The sequence below is a fragment of the Streptomyces sp. NPDC001530 genome (genome assembly GCF_042894545.1).
In the GTDB taxonomy this organism is placed as follows: Bacteria; Actinomycetota; Actinomycetes; order Streptomycetales; family Streptomycetaceae; genus Streptomyces.
This window is the reverse complement of sequence record NZ_JBIAVS010000030.1, coordinates 66249-86328: the sequence shown is the minus strand read 5'-3', so window position 1 is coordinate 86328 and position 20080 is coordinate 66249. Positions and strand designations below refer to the sequence as shown.

The 20080-nt window shown below is 72.1% G+C and carries 21 protein-coding genes; 12 read left to right on the top strand and 9 right to left on the bottom strand.

The features are described from left to right. Positions 1–129: 129 nt before the first annotated feature. The 4 genes from ACFY0T_RS43315 (at position 130) to ACFY0T_RS43300 (ending at position 4120) form a co-directional block, all read left to right on the top strand. The gene (locus ACFY0T_RS43315) at positions 130–1491 is read left to right on the top strand and encodes a DHA2 family efflux MFS transporter permease subunit (protein WP_388884000.1); all 1362 of its coding nucleotides are present in this window, start codon (positions 130–132) and stop codon (positions 1489–1491) included. Between the two features lie 80 nt (positions 1492–1571). Continuing rightward, entirely contained in the window at positions 1572–2327 is a 756-nt protein-coding gene (locus ACFY0T_RS43310) for an NUDIX domain-containing protein (protein WP_388883958.1), read from the top strand. After that, positions 2327–3349 carry an ADP-ribosylglycohydrolase family protein gene (locus tag ACFY0T_RS43305; protein WP_388883956.1) on the top strand — a complete coding sequence of 341 codons (1023 nt, stop codon included), beginning with the start codon at positions 2327–2329 and terminating at the stop codon, positions 3347–3349. Before ACFY0T_RS43310 ends, ACFY0T_RS43305 begins: the two co-directional genes overlap by 1 nt. Positions 3350–3352: 3 nt before the next feature. After that, positions 3353–4120: a DNA polymerase beta superfamily protein gene (locus ACFY0T_RS43300; protein WP_388883954.1), complete on the top strand. Its 768-nt coding sequence runs from the start codon at positions 3353–3355 to the stop codon at positions 4118–4120. Here ACFY0T_RS43300 and ACFY0T_RS43295 read toward each other — a convergent pair. From ACFY0T_RS43295 to ACFY0T_RS43280, 4 genes are all read right to left on the bottom strand, one after another. Beyond that, entirely contained in the window at positions 4031–4861 is an 831-nt protein-coding gene (locus ACFY0T_RS43295; RefSeq protein WP_388883952.1) for a DNA polymerase beta superfamily protein, read from the bottom strand. The two genes, ACFY0T_RS43300 and ACFY0T_RS43295, sit on opposite strands and share 90 nt — an antisense overlap. A 22-nt stretch (positions 4862–4883) precedes the next feature. Next, a complete protein-coding gene (locus ACFY0T_RS43290; RefSeq protein WP_388883950.1) occupies positions 4884–5297 on the bottom strand; it encodes a Rieske (2Fe-2S) protein in 414 nt (137 codons plus the stop codon). Beyond that, a complete protein-coding gene (locus tag ACFY0T_RS43285; RefSeq protein WP_388883948.1) occupies positions 5294–5878 on the bottom strand; it encodes a DUF6529 family protein in 585 nt (194 codons plus the stop codon). The genes ACFY0T_RS43290 and ACFY0T_RS43285 overlap by 4 nt, the downstream gene beginning before the upstream one ends. A 94-nt stretch (positions 5879–5972) precedes the next feature. Beyond that, complete coding sequence (locus ACFY0T_RS43280) at positions 5973–6647, bottom strand: hypothetical protein (RefSeq protein ID WP_388883946.1); 675 nt, start codon at positions 6645–6647, stop codon at positions 5973–5975. 125 nt (positions 6648–6772) lie between these two features. Here ACFY0T_RS43280 and ACFY0T_RS43275 point away from each other — a divergent pair, with 125 nt between their 5' ends. From ACFY0T_RS43275 to der, 6 genes are all read left to right on the top strand, one after another. Continuing rightward, complete coding sequence (locus tag ACFY0T_RS43275) at positions 6773–7246, top strand: YidB family protein (RefSeq protein ID WP_388883998.1); 474 nt, start codon at positions 6773–6775, stop codon at positions 7244–7246. A gap of 141 nt (positions 7247–7387) precedes the next feature. Beyond that, complete coding sequence (gene aroH, locus ACFY0T_RS43270; RefSeq protein ID WP_388883944.1) at positions 7388–7750, top strand: chorismate mutase; 363 nt, start codon at positions 7388–7390, stop codon at positions 7748–7750. After that, positions 7747–8832 carry a prephenate dehydrogenase gene (locus tag ACFY0T_RS43265; RefSeq protein WP_388883942.1) on the top strand — a complete coding sequence of 362 codons (1086 nt, stop codon included), beginning with the start codon at positions 7747–7749 and terminating at the stop codon, positions 8830–8832. Before aroH ends, ACFY0T_RS43265 begins: the two co-directional genes overlap by 4 nt. Positions 8833–9083: 251 nt before the next feature. Then, positions 9084–9776, top strand: coding sequence for a (d)CMP kinase (gene cmk / locus ACFY0T_RS43260; protein WP_388883940.1), 693 nt, complete (start codon positions 9084–9086; stop codon positions 9774–9776). A 56-nt stretch (positions 9777–9832) separates the two neighbouring features. Continuing rightward, positions 9833–10450: a lysophospholipid acyltransferase family protein gene (locus ACFY0T_RS43255; RefSeq protein ID WP_388883996.1), complete on the top strand. Its 618-nt coding sequence runs from the start codon at positions 9833–9835 to the stop codon at positions 10448–10450. 78 nt (positions 10451–10528) lie between these two features. After that, complete coding sequence (gene der, locus ACFY0T_RS43250; RefSeq protein WP_388883938.1) at positions 10529–12004, top strand: ribosome biogenesis GTPase Der; 1476 nt, start codon at positions 10529–10531, stop codon at positions 12002–12004. A gap of 59 nt (positions 12005–12063) precedes the next feature. Here the strand turns inward: der and ACFY0T_RS43245 are convergent, their stop codons facing one another. Beyond that, the gene (locus tag ACFY0T_RS43245; RefSeq protein ID WP_388883936.1) at positions 12064–12348 is read right to left on the bottom strand and encodes a hypothetical protein; all 285 of its coding nucleotides are present in this window, start codon (positions 12346–12348) and stop codon (positions 12064–12066) included. Between the two features lie 405 nt (positions 12349–12753). Then, a complete protein-coding gene (locus ACFY0T_RS43240; protein WP_388883934.1) occupies positions 12754–13527 on the bottom strand; it encodes a hypothetical protein in 774 nt (257 codons plus the stop codon). 538 nt (positions 13528–14065) lie between these two features. Here ACFY0T_RS43240 and ACFY0T_RS43235 point away from each other — a divergent pair. Further along, on the top strand, positions 14066–14734 hold the full coding sequence (locus ACFY0T_RS43235; RefSeq protein ID WP_388883932.1) for a transglycosylase family protein: 669 nt from the start codon (positions 14066–14068) through the stop codon (positions 14732–14734). A gap of 119 nt (positions 14735–14853) precedes the next feature. Next, on the top strand, positions 14854–15510 hold the full coding sequence (locus ACFY0T_RS43230; protein WP_388883930.1) for a transglycosylase family protein: 657 nt from the start codon (positions 14854–14856) through the stop codon (positions 15508–15510). Here the strand turns inward: ACFY0T_RS43230 and ACFY0T_RS43225 are convergent. Genes ACFY0T_RS43225 through ACFY0T_RS43215 form a run of 3 tightly spaced genes read right to left on the bottom strand, consistent with a single transcriptional unit; the run spans position 15398 to position 19988 of the window. Then, positions 15398–16126: an ABC transporter ATP-binding protein gene (locus ACFY0T_RS43225; RefSeq protein WP_388883928.1), complete on the bottom strand. Its 729-nt coding sequence runs from the start codon at positions 16124–16126 to the stop codon at positions 15398–15400. The genes ACFY0T_RS43230 and ACFY0T_RS43225 overlap by 113 nt on opposite strands. Then, the gene (locus ACFY0T_RS43220) at positions 16123–19506 is read right to left on the bottom strand and encodes an ATP-binding cassette domain-containing protein (RefSeq protein ID WP_388883926.1); all 3384 of its coding nucleotides are present in this window, start codon (positions 19504–19506) and stop codon (positions 16123–16125) included. Before ACFY0T_RS43220 ends, ACFY0T_RS43225 begins: the two co-directional genes overlap by 4 nt. Beyond that, positions 19506–19988, bottom strand: a complete 483-nt coding sequence (locus tag ACFY0T_RS43215; protein WP_388883924.1) for a hypothetical protein — start codon at positions 19986–19988, stop codon at positions 19506–19508. The genes ACFY0T_RS43220 and ACFY0T_RS43215 overlap by 1 nt, the downstream gene beginning before the upstream one ends. Positions 19989–20080: the final 92 nt, after the last annotated feature.

The window sequence follows — 20080 nt, the reverse complement described above, 5'->3', positions numbered from 1 at the left end:
CGTCGCCCTTCCGTCTTACTACCCTTTAATCCAAAAAACCCGCCCCGGGGGGGCCCCCCCGGGGGCCCCCGGGGGGGGCCCCCGGGGGGGGGGGGGGCCCCCCCGCCACACCGCGCGTGGACCGTCGTACTGGCCGGACTCGGGGCGCTGCTGTGCTCCCTCGACGTGGTCGTCGTCGCCACCGCGCTGCCCGCCCTGCGGGCCGACTTCGGGGCGAGCCTGTCCGACCTGGAGTGGACGATCAACGCGTACAACCTCGTCTTCGCCTGCCTCACCTTGACCGGCGCGGCGCTCGGCGACCGGTTCGGGCGGCGGCGCATGTACGTCGTCGGGCTCGCCGTCTTCACGGCGGCCTCGGCTCTCGCGGCGCTCGCGGGCGGCCCCGGGCAGCTGATCGCCGCGCGGGTGGTCCAGGGCGCCGGAGCGGCCGTCCTGCTGCCGCTCACGCTGACCCTGATCAGCGAGGCGTTCCCGGCCGAGAAGCGGGGCGTCGCGATCGGCGTGTGGGGCGGGGTGACGGGGCTCGGCGTGGCGGCCGGGCCGGTGCTCGGCGGCGCCGTCACCGAGGGCCTGTCCTGGCAGTGGATCTTCTGGCTGAACGTGCCGACAGGGCTCGTGATGCTGCCGCTGGCTGCCCTGAAACTCCGCGAGAGCCATGGGTCGCGGCCTCAACTCGACGTCGTGGGGCTGCTGTTGGCGGCGGTCGGCCTGACCGGTCTGGCCTGGGCGCCGGTACGGGCCCCCGAGGTGGGCTGGGGGAGTGCCGAAGTGCTGGGCGCGCTGGCCGTCGGCGTCGTCTTCGTGGCGGCCTTCCTCGGCTGGGAGCGGTCGCGGGCGCGCTTCCCGATGCTGCCGCTCGCGCACTTCAGGAGGCGCGGTTTCGCCACCGCCAACGGCACGGTCTTCCTGATGTTCATGTCGCTGCTCGGCGCCCTCTTCATGGTCACGCAGCTCTTCCAGTTCGGACTCGGCTACTCCCCGCTGGAGGCGGGCGTACGGATCCTCGTCTGGAACGCCATGCCCCTGCTGGTCGCGCCGATCGCGGGCGCGCTGGCGGACCGGTTCGGCAACAGGCCCTTCATGCTCGTGGGCCTGGTCCTGCAGGCGGTGGGGCTGGGGCTGCTCGCCCAGCAGGTCGAGCCCGGCGTCGGGTACGGGAGCCTCGTCGTCCCGCTGATCCTCGCGGGCATCGGCATCTCCATGGTCTTCCCCACGGTCGCGAACGCCGTGACCTCGTCGGTGCCGCTCGGCGACGCGGGTGTCGCGGCCGGTGTCAACAACGCGCTGCGCGAGCTGGGCGGGGTCTTCGGAGTCGCCGTCGCCGCGGCCGTGTTCACGCGCTACGGGGGCTACGGCTCGGCGGAGTCCTTCGTCGACGGCTGCGGGCCCGCGCTGTGGGTCTCGGCGGGGGCGGCGGCGGTGGGCGCGTTGGTGGCGGCGTTCGCGCCGTCGCGCGCCCAGGCTCAGAAAGAGGCAACTTCCCTCGGTTGAGGCCTTGTCGACGCCTGCTCACCTCTTTATAGTCGTAATGACTATTAGTCGATCTGACTATTAATAAGGGGTGGGTGGGCGTGCTCGCACGGGAAGGCCGAGCGCCGGGAGGCAAGGCACCCGAGGGCTATGACAAGTACGCGTTCGAGCCCTTCGCCGTCACCGTCGACCTGGCCGTCCTGACGGTCCGTGCGGGCGCGCTGCAGGTGCTGCTCGTCGAGCGGGGGCAGGAGCCGTACGCGGGCCGCTGGGCACTGCCCGGCGGCTTCGTGCTGCCCCACGAGTCCGCGGAGACCGCGGCCCGGCGCGAACTCGCCGAGGAGACCGGCCTGTCGGACGTCTCCGGACTCCACCTGGAACAGCTGCGGACGTATACGGAACCCGACCGCGACCCCCGGATGCGGGTCGTCTCCGTCGCGTACGCCGCGCTGCTCCCGGACCCTCCCGAGCCGCGCGGCGGCGGTGACGCGGCGCAGGCCCAGTGGTTGCGGTACAACGCGCTCGGTCCGCTCGCCTTCGACCACGACCGGATCCTCGCCGACGCCCACGAACGCGTCGGCGCCAAGTTCGAGTACACCTGTCTCGCCACGTCCTTCTGCCCGCCCGAGTTCACCCTCGGAGAGCTGCAGCAGGTCTACGAGACCGTGTGGGGCACCGCGCTCGACCGACCCAACTTCCGGCGCAAGGTGCTGGCCACGCCGGGCTTCGTCGAGCAGGTCCCCGGTGCCGCGCGCCTCACCGGAGGCCGCGGCAAACCCGCCGCGCTCTACCGGGCGGGCGGTGCCAAGGCCCTGCACCCACCTTTGCTGCGTCCCACTTCGGAAGGACGGCTCTGATGACCACCACGACGCTCGCGAAGCGCGCCGCCACCGGCTCTCTGATCGGACTCGCGCTGGGCGACGCGCTCGGGTTCCCGACCGAGTTCAACTCCGTGCCGGCGATCCTCGCCAAGTGCGGGCCCTGGCGGCAGATGCGGCTGCCCACGCCCGCGAAGGTCACCGACGACACCCAGATGACGCTGGCGCTGGCGCGGGGGCTGCGCACAGCCATGGACCGCGGACTGCTCGGCCCGCTGCGGATGGAGCGGCCGGTGCGCGAGGAGTTCGTGAACTGGTACCAGTCGCCGGACAACAACCGCGCGCCCGGCCGCACCTGCCTCGTCGCCTGCAACCTCCTCATGAACGAGAAGCGCCGCTGGCAGGAGGCCAGCCAGATCGGCTCCAAGGGCTGCGGCGCCAACATGCGGGTGGCTCCCGTGGGGCTCGTACGGGGACTCAGCGACGAACAGCGGGCGGGCGCCGCGCAGTTCCAGGCCGCCCTCACCCACGGGCACCCCACGGCACTCGCCGCGGCCGACCTCACGGCGCATGCGATCTGGCTCCTCACCCAGGGCGCCGAGCCGATGGGACTCGTCGGCCGGCTGCGGTCGTACGCGTACGAGAACCGCCACCGCTACCACTCCCGCTGGCTCGGCGACCTGTGGACCTACAGCGAGGACCCCACGCCGGAGGCCTTCATCGCCCGCGGCTGGGACGAGTGCCTGGGCGCCCTGGACGACCTCCGGCACGCCGTGCGCACCGTCTCGCCCGAGACCGACCCGTGCCTGGCCACCGGCGGGGGCTGGATCGCCGAGGAGGCGCTCGCCACCGGCCTGCTGTGCTTCCTGCTCTTCGTCGATGAACCCGTCACCGCCCTGCGCCGCGCCGCCTGCACCTCCGGCGACTCCGACTCCATCGCCTGCCTGACGGGCGCCTTCGCGGGCGCCTACCACGGCTCGGAGGCCTGGCCGACGGCGTGGGCCGACCGGATCGAGTACCAGGGCGACCTGATGTCGCTGGGGGCGCTCTGGGACGCTTGAGGGATGACTCACGACGTCCTGGACATCGACCTCGCGGCAGTGGTGGCCGAGCAGCCCGACCCGGTGCTGTTCGCCACCATCTCAGGGGCGCACCTGTACGGCTTCCCCTCGCGCGACTCGGACGTCGACCTGCGCGGCGTCCACCTGCTGCCGGCCGCCGAACTGGTCGGGCTGCGCGAGCCGGAGGAGACCCGGTCCCGGATGTGGGTGCGTGACGGCGTCGAGATGGACCTCGTCACCCACGACCTGCGCAAGTTCGTACGGCTGATGCTGCGGCGCAACGGCTATGTGCTGGAACAGCTGCTCTCACCGCTCGTCGTGCACACCAGCGAGGCGCACCGCGAGCTGGCCGCCCTCGCCCCCGGCGTCCTCACCAGCCATCACGCCCACCACTACCGGGGGTTCGCGACGACGCAGTGGCGGCTGTTCGAAAGGACCGGCGAACTCAAGCCGCTGCTCTACACGTTCCGTGTGCTGCTCACCGGCATCCATCTGATGCGCAGCGGCGAGGTGCAGGCCGATCTGCCCACGCTCATCGGGCAGATCGAGGCGCCCGCCTATCTGCCGGACCTGATCGCCGCGAAGGCGGAGCGGGAGCACGGGGACGCCGACGTCGCCCACGCGCGCGTGCAGGACGACGTGGAGCGGCTGCACGTCCTGCTGGACGAGGCGCAGACCGCCTCAGCGCTGCCGGACGCCCCGTCCGCGTACGACGCCCTGCACGCGCTCGTCGTCCGGGTCCGCCTGGAGGGCTTTCGGGACGGCCTGTAGGGCTTTCGGGGCGGCCTGGAGCACTGAGTCCCGGCGCACGCGGATCAGGAAGTCCTCGACGCGGGCGTGGTCCGGCTCGGAGGGGAGGGGGCTGCCCGCGGCCGCCTCGTCGGCCTCCGCCGCCAGACGGGACATCCAGGTCTCGACCTCCGGCCAGGAGACCTCGCCCCGCTTCACCGCGAGCAGCGGCTCGCGCTCGTCGCCGACGTCGATCGTCAGGGCGCCGGTGCGCAGCAGGTCGCGAGAGCTCATCAGGAGGCGCAGGAGGTGCATGGCGTGCTTCCAGCGCGGAGCGCCGTGCTTGCGGACGTCGGCTTCCAGCTTCTTGCGCTGGCCCAGGGCGTAACGGGCGAACGTGTCGTGCGCCTGGCGGGAGAGGAACGCCTCGCGGAGGGCGAGGAGTTCACGGCCCGTGTCGTCTACGTACTCGACGAGGGGGGAGTGCAGGCACTCCAGGATGTTCGGGTTGGCGCGCAGCGCGAGGGCACAGAAGCGCTCCAGCTCCCAGCTGAACTGCTCCTCGGCTGGTCCTTCGACATGCGTCGGCGGCTTCTCGAAGCGCCAGAAGAACGGGGTCGGGGCGAGAAAGACACCCCGGCGGTCCGTGTCGCTGCTGTCCGTGGCCAGACCGAAGGCGCGGGAGCCCATCACGCAGGAATAGATCGTGTGGTCGCGCACCAGCGTGTGGTCGCGCACCAGCGGCGCGGAGGGGCCGGACGCCTGGGAAGCCTCGGAATGCATGCCCCGGAGCGTACGTGCCGCCTCACGCCAGGCGGATCGAATTTCCCTCCACCGTGATCTTCTCCGCGGGCAGCGGGCGCCGGGCCGGGCCGGCCTTCACCGCGGCGTCCTCGATGCTGAACTTGCTGCCGTGGCAGGGGCAGTTGATGGTGCCGCCCGAGACGGTGCTCACCGTGCAGCCCTGATGGGTGCAGACCGCCGAGAAGGCCTTGAACTCGTCCTTCTTCGGCTGGGTGACCACGACCTTCTCGTCCTTGAAGATCTTGCCCCCGCCGACCGGGATGTCGCTGGTCTTGCTCAGCTCCTGACCACTGGACGCGTTCACGGACGGGGACGATTCCGACGCGTTGCCGCTGTCGCCGTACTTGCTGCATCCCACGAGCAGCGCGGACGCCCCCGTCGCGAGAACGGTGCGTCGCGTCGAGCGGTTGGTCATGTCGTCACTCCGAACGTACGGAAGAACCAGAGGGCGGACGTCAGCCAGATGACGGTGAGGACGGTGAAGACGAGGCCGCCGACGAGGGGCAGCAGCCAGCCGGGCAGGCGCTCCGAGCGGAGCAGCAGCATCTTGGCACTGAAGGCGCCGAAGAAGAAGCAACCCAGGAGCGAGTGCCACAAGACGCGCGTTTCGTACGTCTGATAGCCCAGCGCATACAGACAGTGCACCGCGACCGGCACCGCCACCAGGAAGGCGATCCGCCCCGACCAGCGGTGCAGCACGGGCGCCCAGCCCGGCCCCGGCAGCTTCCCGTACACCATGAACGCCGAGACGAGCTGGACGAGCGCGAAGGCGAACGCTGTCGTCGCCAGCCACGACTTCACCGCGCCCGTGCTGCTGAAGCCGGCGAGGTTGAAGGCGGTCCCCGCCGGGTCGTGCACCTTGCCGTACGCGCCGAGGCCGACCGCGACCGCCGCGGCGACCAGGGCCGGGACGAGATAGCGGGTCGCGCTCGGGCGGCGGTGGGCGGGCTGGGGAGAAGGGAAGCCCTGGGTGGCGGCGTTCGGGTCCACGGTCATATCGGTTCCCTAGTCAGGCCTGATCAGAAAGGGGGCCAAGAACGGGTCACAGGTCGGGTCGCGGAACGGGTCAGAGGTCGGGTCGCGGAACGGGTCACGGAGTGACGGGCCGGGCGGTGAGTGTCTGTCCGTCGATCGTCACGGCGCCGGTCTCCGGGTCGATCCGGGGCGCCGCCGAGGGCTTCCCGTCGCGGTCCAGGATGCCGACCTGCTTGCCGCCGGGCAGCACGATCCAGCCGCCGTCGAGCTTGGCGCCGCGCACGGTGGCCGTCGCCCGGTACAGCCCGGACGGCTTGACCGCCTTGTCGGCCGTGAAGCCGTACTGCTGCCCGCCCAGGTCGACGGTGCCGCGGATCCGCTGGCCGTCCTTGAGCGCGCCGTTGAGCTCGGCGCCGTTCTTGCCGGTGAGCTTCATGGTGCCGTCGTCCTTGACGTCGCCCTTCAGCCACGACTCCTTGTCGCGCCCGTCGCAGAAGTACGCGATCGCCTTGCCGTCGCGCAGGGAGACGGCAACCGCCGAGGAGTGGTCGTCGGTACGGCCCGCGTAATCGGCGTTCGTTACGGGGCTGGTGGTCGGGGAGGGACTCGGCGGTGGCGCGGCCTTCGTCGGCGACGAGCTGGGCGTCGGGTTCGGTGACACCGTGACGCCGGGCGACTCCCCCCGGTACGACGACGCGTTCTTCGTCCCCGTCGTCGCGTTGAGCGAGAGCATGAACACGCCGAGCAGCAGCCCCGCGAGAAGGGTGAGCAGGGGTCCTGGACGCTTCATACGGGCCTCCCCCGAGGCGAGTCTCCTGCCATGAGAGCGGACCCGTGCCCCCGCGTCCAGAGGCGCACGGGTGCGTTCTCACTACAAGTGGCGGAATAGGGCGATTCAGGTGACATTGACAGGGTCTGAGGCCGGGCGGTGACCTACCCCCGGCCGCACTCTCGAAAGGCGTGACCATGGCGGGTAACGATCTCGGCAGCCTGCTCGGCGGTCTCCTCGGCGGAGGCGGCCAGGGCGGTACCTCGGGCGGAGCCAACATCCTGGGCTCGCTGCTCGGGGCCCTCATGAAGGGCGAGGGCGGCGGCCACGGGGGCAATCCGCTCGGTGGGCTGCTGGACCTGCTCACCCAGTCCGGGCTCGCCGAGCAGAAGAACTCCTGGGTCGGCACCGGCGAGAACCAGCCGGTGACCGGCGCGCAGATCCAGCAGGCGCTGCCCGACGAGACCCTCAAGCAGGTCTCCGAAGAGGCCGGCGTCACCCCGGATCTGGCCGCGACACAGATCGCCCAGGTGCTGCCCCAGGTGGTCGACAAGCTGACGCCGAACGGTCAGATCCCCGCCGGCTCCCTGGAGGAGCTCATCAAGGCGCAGCAGATCTGAGCCGTTCCCGGTGCGCGGCGCCCGTCTCGTCAGGCGGGCGCCGCGCACCGGCGCGTTGCGGGCTGACTACGCTGGTGTGACAAGTCGAGTAAGTCGATCAGCCGAGTCCGTGGATTCGTAGATTCAGCGAGGAGCATCACCGTGGCGGTACGAGCGGTCCGGGGCGCCGTCCAACTGGAGCGGGACGAGGCCGCGCACATGGACGAGCAGGTCAGCGAGCTGCTCACCGCCATCCTGGAGCGGAACGAGCTCACCACGGACGACCTGATCAGCATCTGGTTCACGGCGACGCCCGATCTGCACAGCGACTTCCCGGCGGCCGCGGCCCGCAAGCTCGGCATCGTCGACGTACCGCTGATCTGCGCGCAGGAACTGGACATCGAGGGCGCGATGCCCCGTGTCGTACGGGTCCTCGCGCACATCGAGTCCGACCGGCCGCGCACCGACATCGTGCACGTCTACCTGGGCGCCGCGGGCGCACTCCGCAAGGACATCGCCCAGTGAGAACCGCACTTGTCGTCGGAACCGGGCTGATCGGTACGTCGGCCGCGCTCGCGCTGGCTTCGCGCGGCGTCGTCGTCCACCTCGCCGACCACGACCCGGAGCAGGCCCGTACGGCCGCCGCGCTCGGCGCCGGCACGGACGCGGCACCCGAGGGGCCCGTCGACCTCGCGATCGTCGCGGCCCCGCCCGCGCACGTGGCCGCGACGCTCGCGGACGCCATGCGGCGCGGACTCGCCCGCGGCTACCTCGACGTCGCCAGCGTCAAGGGCGGCCCGCGCCGCGAGCTGGAGGCGCTCGGCCTCGACCTCTCCTCGTACATCGGTACGCACCCCATGTCGGGCCGCGAGAAGTCGGGCCCGCTGGCCGCCACCGGCGACCTCTTCGAGGGGCGCCCCTGGGTGCTCACCCCCACCCGCGACACGGACACCGAGGTCCTGAACCTCGCCCTGGAGCTGGTGTCGCACTGCCGTGCCGTGCCCGTCGTCATGGACGCGGACGCCCACGACCGGGCGGTCGCGCTCGTCTCGCACATGCCGCACCTGGTGTCCAGCATGGTCGCCGCGCGCCTGGAGCACGCGGAGGAGGCGGCGGTACGGCTGTGCGGACAGGGCATCCGTGACGTGACTCGCATCGCGGCCTCCGACCCCCGGATGTGGATCGACATCCTCTCCGCGAACCCGGGGCCGGTCGCCGACCTCCTCGCGGACGTCTCCGCCGACCTCGACGAGACCGTGCAGGCCCTGCGCGCCCTCCAGTCCTCGGACGAGGCCAAGCGGCGCGAGGGCGCCACCGGCATCGAGGATGTGCTGCGGCGTGGCAACGCGGGGCAGGTGCGGGTGCCCGGCAAGCACGGGTCCGCTCCGCGTACGTACGAGGTCGTGGCCGTCCTCATCGACGACCAGCCGGGGCAGCTGGCTCGTATCTTCGCGGACGCGGGGATGGCGGGGGTCAACATCGAGGACGTGCGGATCGAGCATGCGACGGGGCAGCAGGCCGGGCTGGTGCAGCTGATGGTGGAGCCCAAGGCCGCGCCGGTGTTGAGTGCGGCGTTGCGGGAGCGGGGTTGGGCGTTGCGGCAGTAGGTAGATGGGGGCGGCGTCTTGGGTTTTCGCCCCTCCGCCCCTACCCGTCCCGTATCTGGGGCGCTCAGCCCCCAGCCCCCCGTATCGGCTTTGACGGCCTCGTCCTCACACGCCGGACGGGCTGAAATCCTCCCCCCAGAGCTGGATTGCAGCGCCGTGCCGGAGGCCTCGGCGTACCCAGTAACCTTGTGCGGGGCGCGTTCGTGTCCCGTACCTACCCACCACCCCGTATCAGGAAGGTGTCCGTCACCGTGGAAAAGGCCGCCCGGACCGCCCCGGCTGTGATTGTCGCCATCGACGGCCCCTCCGGCACGGGCAAGTCGAGCACCTCGAAGGCCGTGGCCGCGCAGCTCGGGCTGAGCTACCTGGACACGGGGGCGCAGTACCGCGCGATCACGTGGTGGATGGTCAACAACGGCATCGACGTCACGGACCCGTCCGCGATCGCCGCCGCGGCCGAGAAGCCGGAGATCATCTCCGGGACCGACCCGTCCGCGCCGACCATCACCGTCGACGGGACCGATGTCGCGGGTCCGATCCGTACGCACGAGGTCACCTCCAAGGTGAGCGCGGTCAGCGCGGTGCCCGAGGTGCGTGCCCGGATCACCGAGCTGCAGCGTTCGCTCGCGGTCTCCGCCGAGACCGGGATAGTCGTCGAGGGGCGCGACATCGGGACGACCGTGCTGCCCGACGCCGATCTGAAGATCTTCCTCACCGCCTCCCCGGAGGCGCGTGCCGCCCGCCGCAGCGGTGAGCTGAAGGGTGCCGACGTGCACCAGACGCGCGAGGCGCTGCTGAAGCGGGACGCGGCCGACTCCAACCGTAAGACCTCTCCGCTCGCCAAGGCGGACGACGCGGTCGAGGTGGACACCTCCGACCTCACGCTCCAGCAGGTCATCGAGTGCGTCGTCACCCTCGTCGAGGAGAAGCGGGCCGCGAAGTGAGCGAAGCCCCTTCCATCCGGGGCGCCGAGGTCGGGCGCCGTATCGGCGTCGGTCTGATGTACGGGCTGTGGAAGCCGCGTGTTCTGGGTGCGTGGAAGGTTCCCGCGACCGGTCCGGCGATCCTCGCCGTCAATCACTCCCACAACATCGACGGCCCGATGGTCATGGGCGTGGCGCCCCGGCCCACGCACTTCCTGATCAAGAAGGAAGCGTTCATCGGCCCGCTCGATCCCTTCCTGCTCGGCATCGGCCAGCTGAAGGTGGACCGCGAGACGACCGACCGCACGGCCATCACCCGGGCGCTGGGTGTGCTGGAGCACGGCGGGGTCCTCGGGATCTTTCCGGAGGGCACCCGCGGCGAGGGCGACTTCGCCTCGCTGCGCGCCGGGCTCGCGTACTTCGCCGTACGCAGTGGGGCTCCGATCGTCCCGGTGGCGGTGCTGGGAAGTTCCGAGAAGAGCGGCCGGTTGATAAAGGCGCTGCCCCCGCTGCGCAGCCGGGTCGACGTCGTCTTCGGCGACCCCTTCGAGGCGGGCGACGGCAGCGGACGGCGTACGCGCAGGGCACTGGACGAGGCGACCGCGCGGATCCAGAAGCAGCTGAGCGCCCATCTGGACAACGCCAGGCGTCTGACCGGACGCTCGGAAAACGCCGGGCGCCCCACCGGGCACTAGGCGACACTTGAGTAGTGGATCACCCGATATGCGGGTGGTCCACCGATCACCACGAATGAACGACGAGGTACGGACTTCATGAACGACCACATCCAGCCCGAGGGCTCGGCAGAGCACGACCACGGGGCGCTCGGCGATGTCGAGTACGCGGAGTTCATGGAGCTCGCCGCGGAAGAGGGCTTCGACGTCGAGGACGTCGAGGGCGCGATCGAGGAGGCGGGCCACGGTCCGCTGCCCGTCCTCGCCGTCGTCGGCCGTCCCAACGTCGGCAAGTCGACCCTGGTGAACCGCATCATCGGCCGCCGCGAGGCGGTCGTCGAGGACAAGCCGGGCGTCACCCGCGACCGCGTCACCTACGAGGCCGAGTGGGCGGGCCGCCGCTTCAAGGTCGTCGACACCGGCGGCTGGGAGCAGGACGTCCTCGGTATCGACGCGTCCGTGGCCGCCCAGGCCGAGTACGCGATCGAGGCGGCCGACGCGGTCGTCTTCGTCGTCGACGCCAAGGTCGGCGCCACCGACACCGACGAGGCGGTCGTACGACTGCTGCGCAAGGCAGGCAAGCCCGTCGTGCTGGCCGCCAACAAGGTCGACGGCCAGAGCGGCGAGTCCGACGCGGCGTACCTCTGGTCCCTCGGCCTCGGCGAGCCGCACCCCGTCTCCGCGCTGCACGGCCGCGGCACCGGCGACATGCTGGACGCCGTCCTGGAGGCGCTGCCCGAGGCCCCGGCGCAGACCTTCGGCGCCGCGGTCGGCGGCCCCCGCCGGATCGCCCTCATCGGCCGCCCGAACGTCGGCAAGTCGTCGCTGCTCAACAAGGTGGCGAACGAGGAGCGCGTGGTCGTCAACGAGCTCGCGGGCACCACCCGCGACCCGGTCGACGAGCTCATCGAACTCGGCGGTGTCACCTGGAAGTTCGTCGACACGGCGGGCATCCGCAAGCGCGTCCACCTCCAGCAGGGCGCCGACTACTACGCCTCGCTGCGCACGGCCGCCGCCGTGGAGAAGGCCGAGGTCGCGGTCATCCTGATCGACGCGTCCGAGACCATCTCCGTGCAGGACCAGCGCATCGTGACCATGGCCGTCGAGGCCGGGCGCGCGATCGTCCTCGCCTTCAACAAGTGGGACACCCTCGACGAGGAGCGCCGCTACTACCTGGAGCGCGAGATCGAGACCGAGCTCCTCCAGGTGGCGTGGGCGCCGCGCGTCAACGTCTCGGCGCGCACCGGCCGCCACATGGAGAAGCTCGTCCCGGCGATCGAGACGGCCCTGGACGGCTGGGAGACCCGCGTCCCGACGGGTCGGCTGAACGCCTTCCTCGGCGAGCTGGTCGCCGCCCACCCGCACCCGATCCGCGGCGGCAAGCAGCCCCGCATCCTCTTCGGTACGCAGGCGGGCACCAAGCCCCCGCGGTTCGTGCTCTTTGCCTCCGGCTTCATCGAGCACGGCTACCGGCGCTTCATCGAGCGCCGGCTGCGTGAGGAGTTCGGCTTCGAGGGCACGCCGATCCATATCTCGGTGCGGGTGCGCGAGAAGCGCGGCGCCAAGAAGAAGTGACGTAGCAACAACGGGTAAGGGGCGGCTCCTCAAGGAGCCGCCCCTTACCCGTGCGTGCGTCAGAGCCCCCTGCGGGGCGCGGGGGGCAGCGCGGCCGGGATGTGGTGCATTCCCGTGCTGTGCTGCCGCCCGCTCGGCTGCCAGACGGCGGTCGTCGTCGCCGTCTGACCGTGCTGCGCTCCACTCTGGCGTGCGGAGTGCGCACCCGCGCTGTACGAGCTGTAGGAGCTGTACGAGCCCGAGGCGCCATACGAACTCGCACCGTCCGGGAGGCTCCCGAAAGCCGTGAAGCCCAGGTTCTCCTCGCCGTGCCGGTCGCCGGGCAGGGACCTGAAGGACCGCATCCACTCGGCAGAGAGCGCGTCGTAGATCGGCGTGGCCGAGGGGCCGCCCGAAAGGTCCTGAGCCGGTCGCGAGGGGGGTACCTCCCTGCTCGAGCCCGGTCGAGAGCTTGGGGGAGGGATCGGCTGGAAGGGCTGGCGGCGGGGGACGTCGTAGGTGTGCACGTATGTGCCAACGACCCCGCCGCCCAACGGATGCGGCCACCTGCCCGCTTTCGCAGGTCACCGGGAGTGTGCCAGGCCCCGACAGGGGCTCGGGGCTGTGACACTGTGCGGCTTCCGCCGCGCAGGCCGCGCGGGCGCGGCCGGCCACGGACGTCCCGGAGCCGGCAAACCACCCGCAGCTACCCCGGCAACCGGCACCTATCCCGGCAACCCGCAGCTACCCCGGCAAAGTCAGCGGAGCGCTCACGTCCCCGCGAGCGGCATCGCGGCCGCGACGAGCTTGCCGTTGGCCGCCGCCTTGTCCAGCGCGTCGCGCAGCAGGTCCTCGCGGGGCTGGCGGCCGATCGAGCCGACCGGGGCCGCGAACAGGAGTACCTGCTGGTGCTTGTTGGCGGCCGCCCGCCAGCTCTCGGCGACCTGGAGCGCCTGGTGCGCCTGCCACCAGGCGACGGGCGAGCCACCGCCGGTGCCCGGCTGCAGCACGGCGTGCAGCTGGCCCATGGCGAGCAGCACGGACCAGCCGTGCAGCACCGGCGGCACCGAGTTCAGCTCGGTCACCGGCATGAAGCCCTGTTCGATGAGCAGGGGCAGGAAGTCGTCGCCGATGTCGGTCGAGCCGGGGCGCACGATGGGGCCGGTCGGTTCGACGACGAGCGCCGGGTGCAGCTCGCCGTTGATCAGGACCAGTCCACTGGTGACACCGAGCACGGCCTGCTCGGGCGCGGCCTGGACGGACGGGCCGTCGGGGCTGATCGAGCGGACGGCGCCCTGCAGTTGTTCCTCGGTGACCTGCACGACCTGTGAGGGCAGACAGGTGGCGTGGGCGAAGGCGAGGACGGCGGTCTCGTCGCCGATGAACAGGACGGTGCTGGTGCGCTCCTGTTCCGAGTCGCCCGGGGTGCGGCAGGACGTGCAGTCGTAACTGCCCGGGGCGTTCTCTCCGGCGAGCAGCCGGTCGGCTTCTTCGTCGCCGATCTCGGCGCGTACGTCGTCGCTGACGTCGAGCATGCGCGGCACGGTGGCTCCTCGGGATGCGGTGCGTGGCGATGCCGGGTGGCTCCCGGCTCATGAAGCCGGGGGGTCCCCGGCTTCATGAAGATGACAACGGGCGATCTGTGGCCGGAGTCACGCCCGAGAGCGAACGGAATCGAACCATCCGACGCGCAGGGTGAGGTCACCTGCGGAATCGGTTACTCCAAGTCAACTTCATGGAATCCCAAGGAAGTTGATCCGGTGAAGTGGGTCACAGATCGCCAGGGCGACAGGTCGACAAATCCGGAAATCACCCCATGAAGTGGGTGGCCAAAAATCGACGATACTCGCGGTAACGGCGAACTGGCCTCGAATGACAAGGAGTTGGTTGATATCGGGGCGGCAAGCTCCCTAGATTCCTCGGCCGTGTGCAACGAGCACCGCTCGGGTACGTCCGCCGGCCGAACCAAGCCAGCTCACAGCACAGCCTCCGGCGGACGGGGCGGAGCGCGACGAACGCGTCCTACGCGCAGGGAATCGCGCCCCGACTTGGGGGACCCCGGGTGTTTCGAGAGGGAACTACATGTCCGCATGTGCCGAGAACACTCATAAGGCTCGTACGACGACCAAGGCTCGTACGACGGCGGTCCTCGCCGGGGCGGCACTGCTCGCCCCGCTCGGACTGCTCGCCGCGACCGGCGACGCCGCCGCGGCCGACAGTGGAGTGTGGGACCGCATCGCCAAGTGCGAGAGCGGCGGGAACTGGCACATCAACACCGGCAACGGCTACTACGGAGGACTCCAGTTCTCCGCCGGCACCTGGCGCGCGTACGGCGGCACCGCCTACGCGTCGACCGCCGACAAGGCCTCCAAGGCCGCGCAGATCGCCATCGCCACCAAGGTCCAGCGCGCACAGGGGTGGGGCGCGTGGCCCACCTGTTCGGCGCGCGCCGGAGCCTACGGAAACGCGCCCGCGTCCTCGGGCGCCGGGTCGGCCGGAGCATCGGCCGCCACGAAGTCAACACCCAAGTCGGCCCCGTCGACGTCGAAGCCGTCGAAGGCGCCGGCACGTCCGTCGGGCCACACGAACCGTGACGCGTCCCGCGGCGACTACACCGTCCGCGACGGCGACACGCTGAGCGGTATCGCCGCGCGGCACGGGACCAGCTGGCGGACGATCTACGCCGCCAACCGGGCCGTCATCGGCGGTGATCCCGACCTGATCGTGCCCGGGCAGCGGCTCGACCTCTGAGCACCGCTCCCCCCGGCCCCGGGCACGGGGCGCCACCCGGTCCTCCGACCGGGTGGGGCCCCTGGTCCCGCCGGGCGCGGCTCGACGAACGGGTGGGATGCCCTGCTTAGCGTGAGCCGATGTCCTCCGTGACGAACCTGCGCATGCGCTACGCGGCCGTGGTCGCCGCCGTCCTGGCCGTCCTCGTACCTCCTACGGGGGCGGCCGCCGCGCCACCGCCCCCGCTTCCCGGCCCCCGGTCGGTAGGGGTGTCGTACGACTGTGGGAAGGACCAGTGGCCCTGGGGCTGCATCGCCGAGTGCGAGAGCGGCGGACACTGGGACGCGAACACCGGGAACGGCTTCTACGGAGGGCTGCAGTTCTGGCAGCCCACCTGGGAGGAGTTCGGCGGCCTCGCGTACGCCCCCCGCGCGGACCTCGCCACGCGCAAGGAGCAGATCGCGGTCGCCGAGGAGGTGCTCGCCGCCCAGGGGTGGGTGGCCTGGCCCGTCTGTTCCCAGAGGTACGAACTCCAGGGCCGTATGCACGTGGTGAAGTCCGGCGAGACACTCTCGTCGATTGCCCGCAAATACCAGGTCAAGGGCGGCTGGAAGGCGCTGTACCAGGCCAACAAGCAGATGATCGGCAGTGATCCGGGCCGGCTGAACGTGGGCACGCTGCTCGTCATCCCGGAGGGTTCGGGCGGCGCCCGCCACTCGGCCCTCGTCCTGTTCGGCCCGCCCCTGGTCCCGCTGTCCCCACTGCCCTCCGTGCCACTTCGGCCGCCTCTCCGCTGAACACGACCGCACCACGGCGCAGTTCGTGCACGTACGTCGTCCGGCCCGCCCGCTCGCGCAGGCCGGGCGGCAGTCGCTGCTCGGCGACCACCACGCACGCGTCGAGGCCGCCCAGCAGCTCGTACGTCCGTGCCGCGACCGTCGGCGACATGCCCTGCGCGGGTTCGTCGACGAGCACCACGCGCGCGCGTGCCAGCAGGGCGCGGGAGAGGGCGAGCATGCGCTGCTCGCCGCCGGAGAGGGTGCCGGCGCGGCGGGAGAGGAGGGGCTCCAACTGCGGGTAGGCGTCGAGGGCGGCGGCGAAGTCGCCCGCGGACAGCTCCAGGTTCTCGCGGACGGTGAGCGAACCGAAGACGGCCCGGCGTTCCGGGACGAGACACAGGCCGCGCCGGGCGCGCTCGTACGCGGGCATGCGCGTCACGGCGGCGCCGTCCCAGACGACGGCGCCGCCGGACAGTGGCACGGTTCCCGCGAGGGCGCGCAGCGCGGTCGTACGGCCGGAGCCGTTGCGGCCCAGCAGCACGGTGAGGCCGGGGGCCGGGGCGACGAGGGTGACGCCGTGCAGGGCCTCCAGGGGGCCGTAGCGCACGCGCGCGTGGTGCAGGGCGATGCTCATCCGCCGGTCCTCGTCTCCAGTACCCGGTCGGCGGGGCCGGAGGTGACGATCCGCCCCGCGGCCATGACATGGACGGTGTGCGCCAGGTCGGCGACCAGGTCGAGGTCGTGCTCGACGACGAGCAGGGCCATGCCGTCCGCGGCCAGGGCACGCAACACGCGGGCCAATGCGGTCACTTCGCCGGTGTCGAGGCCGGCCGCCGGCTCGTCGAGCAGCAGCACGCGCGGGCTCCCGGCGAGCGCCCGCGCCAGCTCGACGCGCCGGAGCGTCCCGGTCGGCAGCCCCGCCGCGGGCAGCGCCCGCACCGGCCCGTCGAGGCCGAGCAGCCGCAACGTCCGTTCCACCGTTCCCGGATCGGCGATCCGTCCCTGCTCGGCGCCCACGCGAACGTTTTCGGCCACGGTCAACGAGGGAAAGACCGCCAGCTGCTGAAAGGTCCGCGCGACCCCCATCCGGGTCCGTGCGTGCGCGGTCGTCCGGGTGATGTCCCGCTCCCCGAGCAGCACCTGCCCGCCCGAAGGGCGCAGCGTCCCGGCGAGACAGTGGAAGAGCGTGCTCTTTCCGGCGCCGTTGGGGCCCACGACCGCGGTGACGCGACCGGGCCGGACATCGAGCGAGACCCCGTCGAGGGCGGTGAAGCCGCCGTAGGTGACGTGGAGTTGGCGGGCGGTCAGGGGTGGGGCGGTGGTCGGTTCCGGAGGCGGGTGCGGACTGCGGGCCGTTCGACGCGGGGTGCTGGTCGCGGGCCGCGAGGCCGAAGCCCTTCCCGGCGAGCTCGGCCGCGCCGCGCCATCCCCGGGGGGACCCGGCCTACCAGGCGTCCGGGCACCGGCCGGCGATGCGATGCCGCCTGCTTGAGCGGAGTCGTCCTGTCGGCTGGAGGGTGTGCCTGATTCATGGACCGGCGTGTCGCCGGGCGGTGGTGTGGTGTTGTCCGGTGGGTTCGGGGGCGCGTCTGGTTCTTGGCCGGGTGCATCGCCTTCTTGGCCGGAAGCATCGCCGCGTGGTGGCGCGGTGCCGTCCGATCGGTTCGGGGGTTCGCCCGGCTCCTGGGCGGGAGCCTTGCTTCGCGGCTGTGTGGCGCTTTCCGGTGGCTCGGCGCCCTGTGTCTTTCTGCCGATGTCGGGGGATACGGCGTCGCTGGGTGGAGGGGTGGCGGGGGGCTCCGGTGGTGCGTCGCTCGGGGGGTCGGGCATGGCTGGCCCGCCTCGTTCGCTGCGGGGTTCGGGTGCTCCTGGGTGTCGCCGTGGGGTGGGCGCCGTTCTTGTGTCGCCAGGGCGGGCGGGTTTGGCTGGGCCGCGTTGTTCGCTGCGGGGTTCGGGTGCTCCTGGGTGCCGTCGTGGGGCGGGCGCTGTTCTCGTGTCGCCGGGGCGGGCGGACTTGCCGGGGCGGCGTCGGCCGTCGCCCGGACCTGGCGCTCCTGGGCGCCAACGCCCCGGCGTGCTGGGCGCGCCCGCTGTGGTGCTCCCCGCGTTCACCATCGCGGTGGCCCCCGCCGGGACAAGCCTGCTGGCTCTCGTCGGCTCCACCGGTCGCAGGTGCCGGCGTACGTGTGCCCCCAGGGGGGTCAGCGTGGCCCGGCGGCGCAGTCGTAGTCGGGAGGCCGCCGTGCGCAGTGCCTCGTACGGTCCTCCGGGGAAGCGGCCGACGAGGACGGCCAGGACGCCGATGAGGGCCGCCGCCACCCCGCCGCGTGCCCCCGCGTCGAGTCCCACGAGCAGGGCGGCGGCGGCCAGTGCGCCGAGGACGCTGTCGGCGCCGAGGACAACGACCGCCGCGAACCAGAGCAGCCCGCGGACGGGGTCGTACGCCGCGGCGTCGAAGGCGCGCAGGCCCATGCCGAGCATGCCGCCGCCGAGCGCGGCCAGGGCGGCGCCCGCGACGAACGCGGCCAGTTTCAGGGCCGGAACGCGGACACCCGCAGCCGAGGCGCCCGACTCGTGGTCGCGCATGGCGGCCAGGGCCCGGCCCGTACGGCCCCGGCGCAGGGCGTGCGCGGCGAGCAACGCGGCGGCCAGCAGGGCCAGTTCGAGCATGTAGTAGGCGCGGTCGCCGTCGAAGCCGGTCGGGCGGTCGAGGGACAGCCCCGAGGTGGCGTACGGCTGGGCGAAGACGAAGCGGCTGACGCCCACGCCGACCGCGAAGGTGGCCAGCGCGAGGGCCAGGCCGTGGCGGCTGATGGCCGGCCAGCCGGTCAGGACGCCGAGCGGGGCGACCAGGAGCACGGCCACCGCGAGTGCGGCCAGCTCGGGCAGGCGTGGCAGGCCGGGGAAGCGGCCGGCCGCCAGCAGCGCCGTGAAGAGGGCGCCCAGACCCGCGTACGCGGCCTGCCCGAGCGAGATCTGACCGCCCCGGCCCGTCACGACGACCAGCGAGAGCAACACCACGCCCAGCGCCGGGACCTGCACCGACGTATGCAGGTCCGAGCCCGCGAATCCGAGGGGCAGCAGGAAGAGGACGACCGCCACTATCCACGCGCCCGGCGGCGTCGCCACGCGGGCCGTCGCCGTGCGCGGCAGCGCGTCGCGGGTGCCGATGCCGGGCAGCACGAGCGCCGCGATCAGCAGCGCGACCACGAACAGGTTCGCGCCGACCGCCTGGAGCAGCGGTTCGGCCCAGCCCGACGGATGCAGCCGCGTCAGCTGGCTCTGGGCGACCCCGATGCCGAGCGCCACGACGACGGCGACCGGGAGGCTGCGCATCCGGGCAGCCACCGCCACCGCCATGACCTCCATGACGAGCAGCGGCATGCCGTACGGGTCCAGGCGCACGTACGGGGCGAGGAGCACGCCCGTCAGGCCCGCCGTGAACGAGCCGAAGGCCCAGCCCGCCGCGGCCACCCGGTCCGCGTCGATGCCGCCCAGGACGGCGAGCGAGCGGTCGTCGACGACGGCGCGCAACTCCGTGCCGAACCGGGTCCACCGCGTCACGGCGCCGACGCCCAAGGCCAGCGCGACGGCCACCGCCAACTGCCCCCACGGATCCGCCGACACCAGCGTCGGCGCGTCCGCGCGCGCCCCGGTGCCCCACACCAGCGCGGCCCCGCCGACCAGCAGGACGAAGACGCCGATGGACGCGACGAGGGTCTGCGCCGGGTCGCTGCCGAGGACCGACAAGGGGCGGAAGACGAAACGCTCCAGGATCATGCCGATCGCCGGTGCAACCAGCAGCAGTGTCACCGAGGCGCCGAGCGCGAGCGGCCAGCCCCACTCGACCGTGAACTGGCGCAGCAGATACGCGCACACCATCGCGATCGCGCCGTGCGCGAAGTTGAGCACACCGGTCGCACGGTGCGTGACGATCAGTCCGATCCCGGTGAGCGCGGCGGCACTGCCGACCGAGAGACCGGCGAGCGTGAGGTCGTACGTCAGCGACGCCATCAGTCACCCGGATCGGCGGCGGACGGCTCGCAGATCGGGCACGGCCCCAACTCCCCGCTCGTCAGCACCCGCGAGTCCACCGGTACGGCGTCCGGCTTCCCCGCGACCAGCGGACAGTCCGCGCGGTGCCACAGCGTGCCGCCTGGCACCATCAACAGTTCGCCGCTGGTGGCCAGGGGCGCGGCCGCGGCCTGCCCGGACTCGTCCGCGTCGGCGGGCTCGGCCGCCACGAGCAGCCCGTACAACTCCTCGACGCGCGCCGCCGCCAGCGCGTTCCTGCCGTGTGTGAGCAGCACCGCGCCCGCGATGATCAGCGCGGCGCCGGGCACCGTGCACGACGCGAGATACGGCAGTTGCCGCTCCGCGTACCGCTCGCCCGAGATGCCGTACCAGCCGATGACGCACAACACCGCTCCGGCGGCGAGCGCGGCCCACCCGGCCCACAGGACGGGGTGCACAGTGCGCAGTCGAGCTGTTCGCATCCGGTCTCCCAGACGTCGTGTGTCTGTCTGCCTTCCAAGTCCGCCAATGGACTTGCACTATGCCTCCTGGAAGCTGACCCTGAAAGCTCCGG

Excerpts from the sequence above, each read along its gene's own strand:
- ACFY0T_RS43255 (WP_388883996.1), top strand. The coding sequence starts at position 9,833 with ATGTACGGGCTGTGGAAGCCGCGTGTTCTGGGTGCGTGGAAGGTTCCC.
- ACFY0T_RS43295 (WP_388883952.1), bottom strand. The coding sequence starts at position 4,861 with ATGCATTCCGAGGCTTCCCAGGCGTCCGGCCCCTCCGCGCCGCTGGTG.
- ACFY0T_RS43245 (WP_388883936.1), bottom strand. The coding sequence starts at position 12,348 with ATGCGGTCCTTCAGGTCCCTGCCCGGCGACCGGCACGGCGAGGAGAAC.
- ACFY0T_RS43305 (WP_388883956.1), top strand. The coding sequence starts at position 2,327 with ATGACCACCACGACGCTCGCGAAGCGCGCCGCCACCGGCTCTCTGATC.
- ACFY0T_RS43215 (WP_388883924.1), bottom strand. The coding sequence starts at position 19,988 with ATGCGAACAGCTCGACTGCGCACTGTGCACCCCGTCCTGTGGGCCGGG.
- ACFY0T_RS43225 (WP_388883928.1), bottom strand. The coding sequence starts at position 16,126 with ATGAGCATCGCCCTGCACCACGCGCGCGTGCGCTACGGCCCCCTGGAG.
- ACFY0T_RS43285 (WP_388883948.1), bottom strand. The coding sequence starts at position 5,878 with ATGACCGTGGACCCGAACGCCGCCACCCAGGGCTTCCCTTCTCCCCAG.
- ACFY0T_RS43235 (WP_388883932.1), top strand. The coding sequence starts at position 14,066 with ATGTCCGCATGTGCCGAGAACACTCATAAGGCTCGTACGACGACCAAG.
- ACFY0T_RS43220 (WP_388883926.1), bottom strand. The coding sequence starts at position 19,506 with ATGGCGTCGCTGACGTACGACCTCACGCTCGCCGGTCTCTCGGTCGGC.
- ACFY0T_RS43300 (WP_388883954.1), top strand. The coding sequence starts at position 3,353 with ATGACTCACGACGTCCTGGACATCGACCTCGCGGCAGTGGTGGCCGAG.
- der (WP_388883938.1), top strand. The coding sequence starts at position 10,529 with ATGAACGACCACATCCAGCCCGAGGGCTCGGCAGAGCACGACCACGGG.
- ACFY0T_RS43280 (WP_388883946.1), bottom strand. The coding sequence starts at position 6,647 with ATGAAGCGTCCAGGACCCCTGCTCACCCTTCTCGCGGGGCTGCTGCTC.
- ACFY0T_RS43230 (WP_388883930.1), top strand. The coding sequence starts at position 14,854 with ATGTCCTCCGTGACGAACCTGCGCATGCGCTACGCGGCCGTGGTCGCC.
- ACFY0T_RS43290 (WP_388883950.1), bottom strand. The coding sequence starts at position 5,297 with ATGACCAACCGCTCGACGCGACGCACCGTTCTCGCGACGGGGGCGTCC.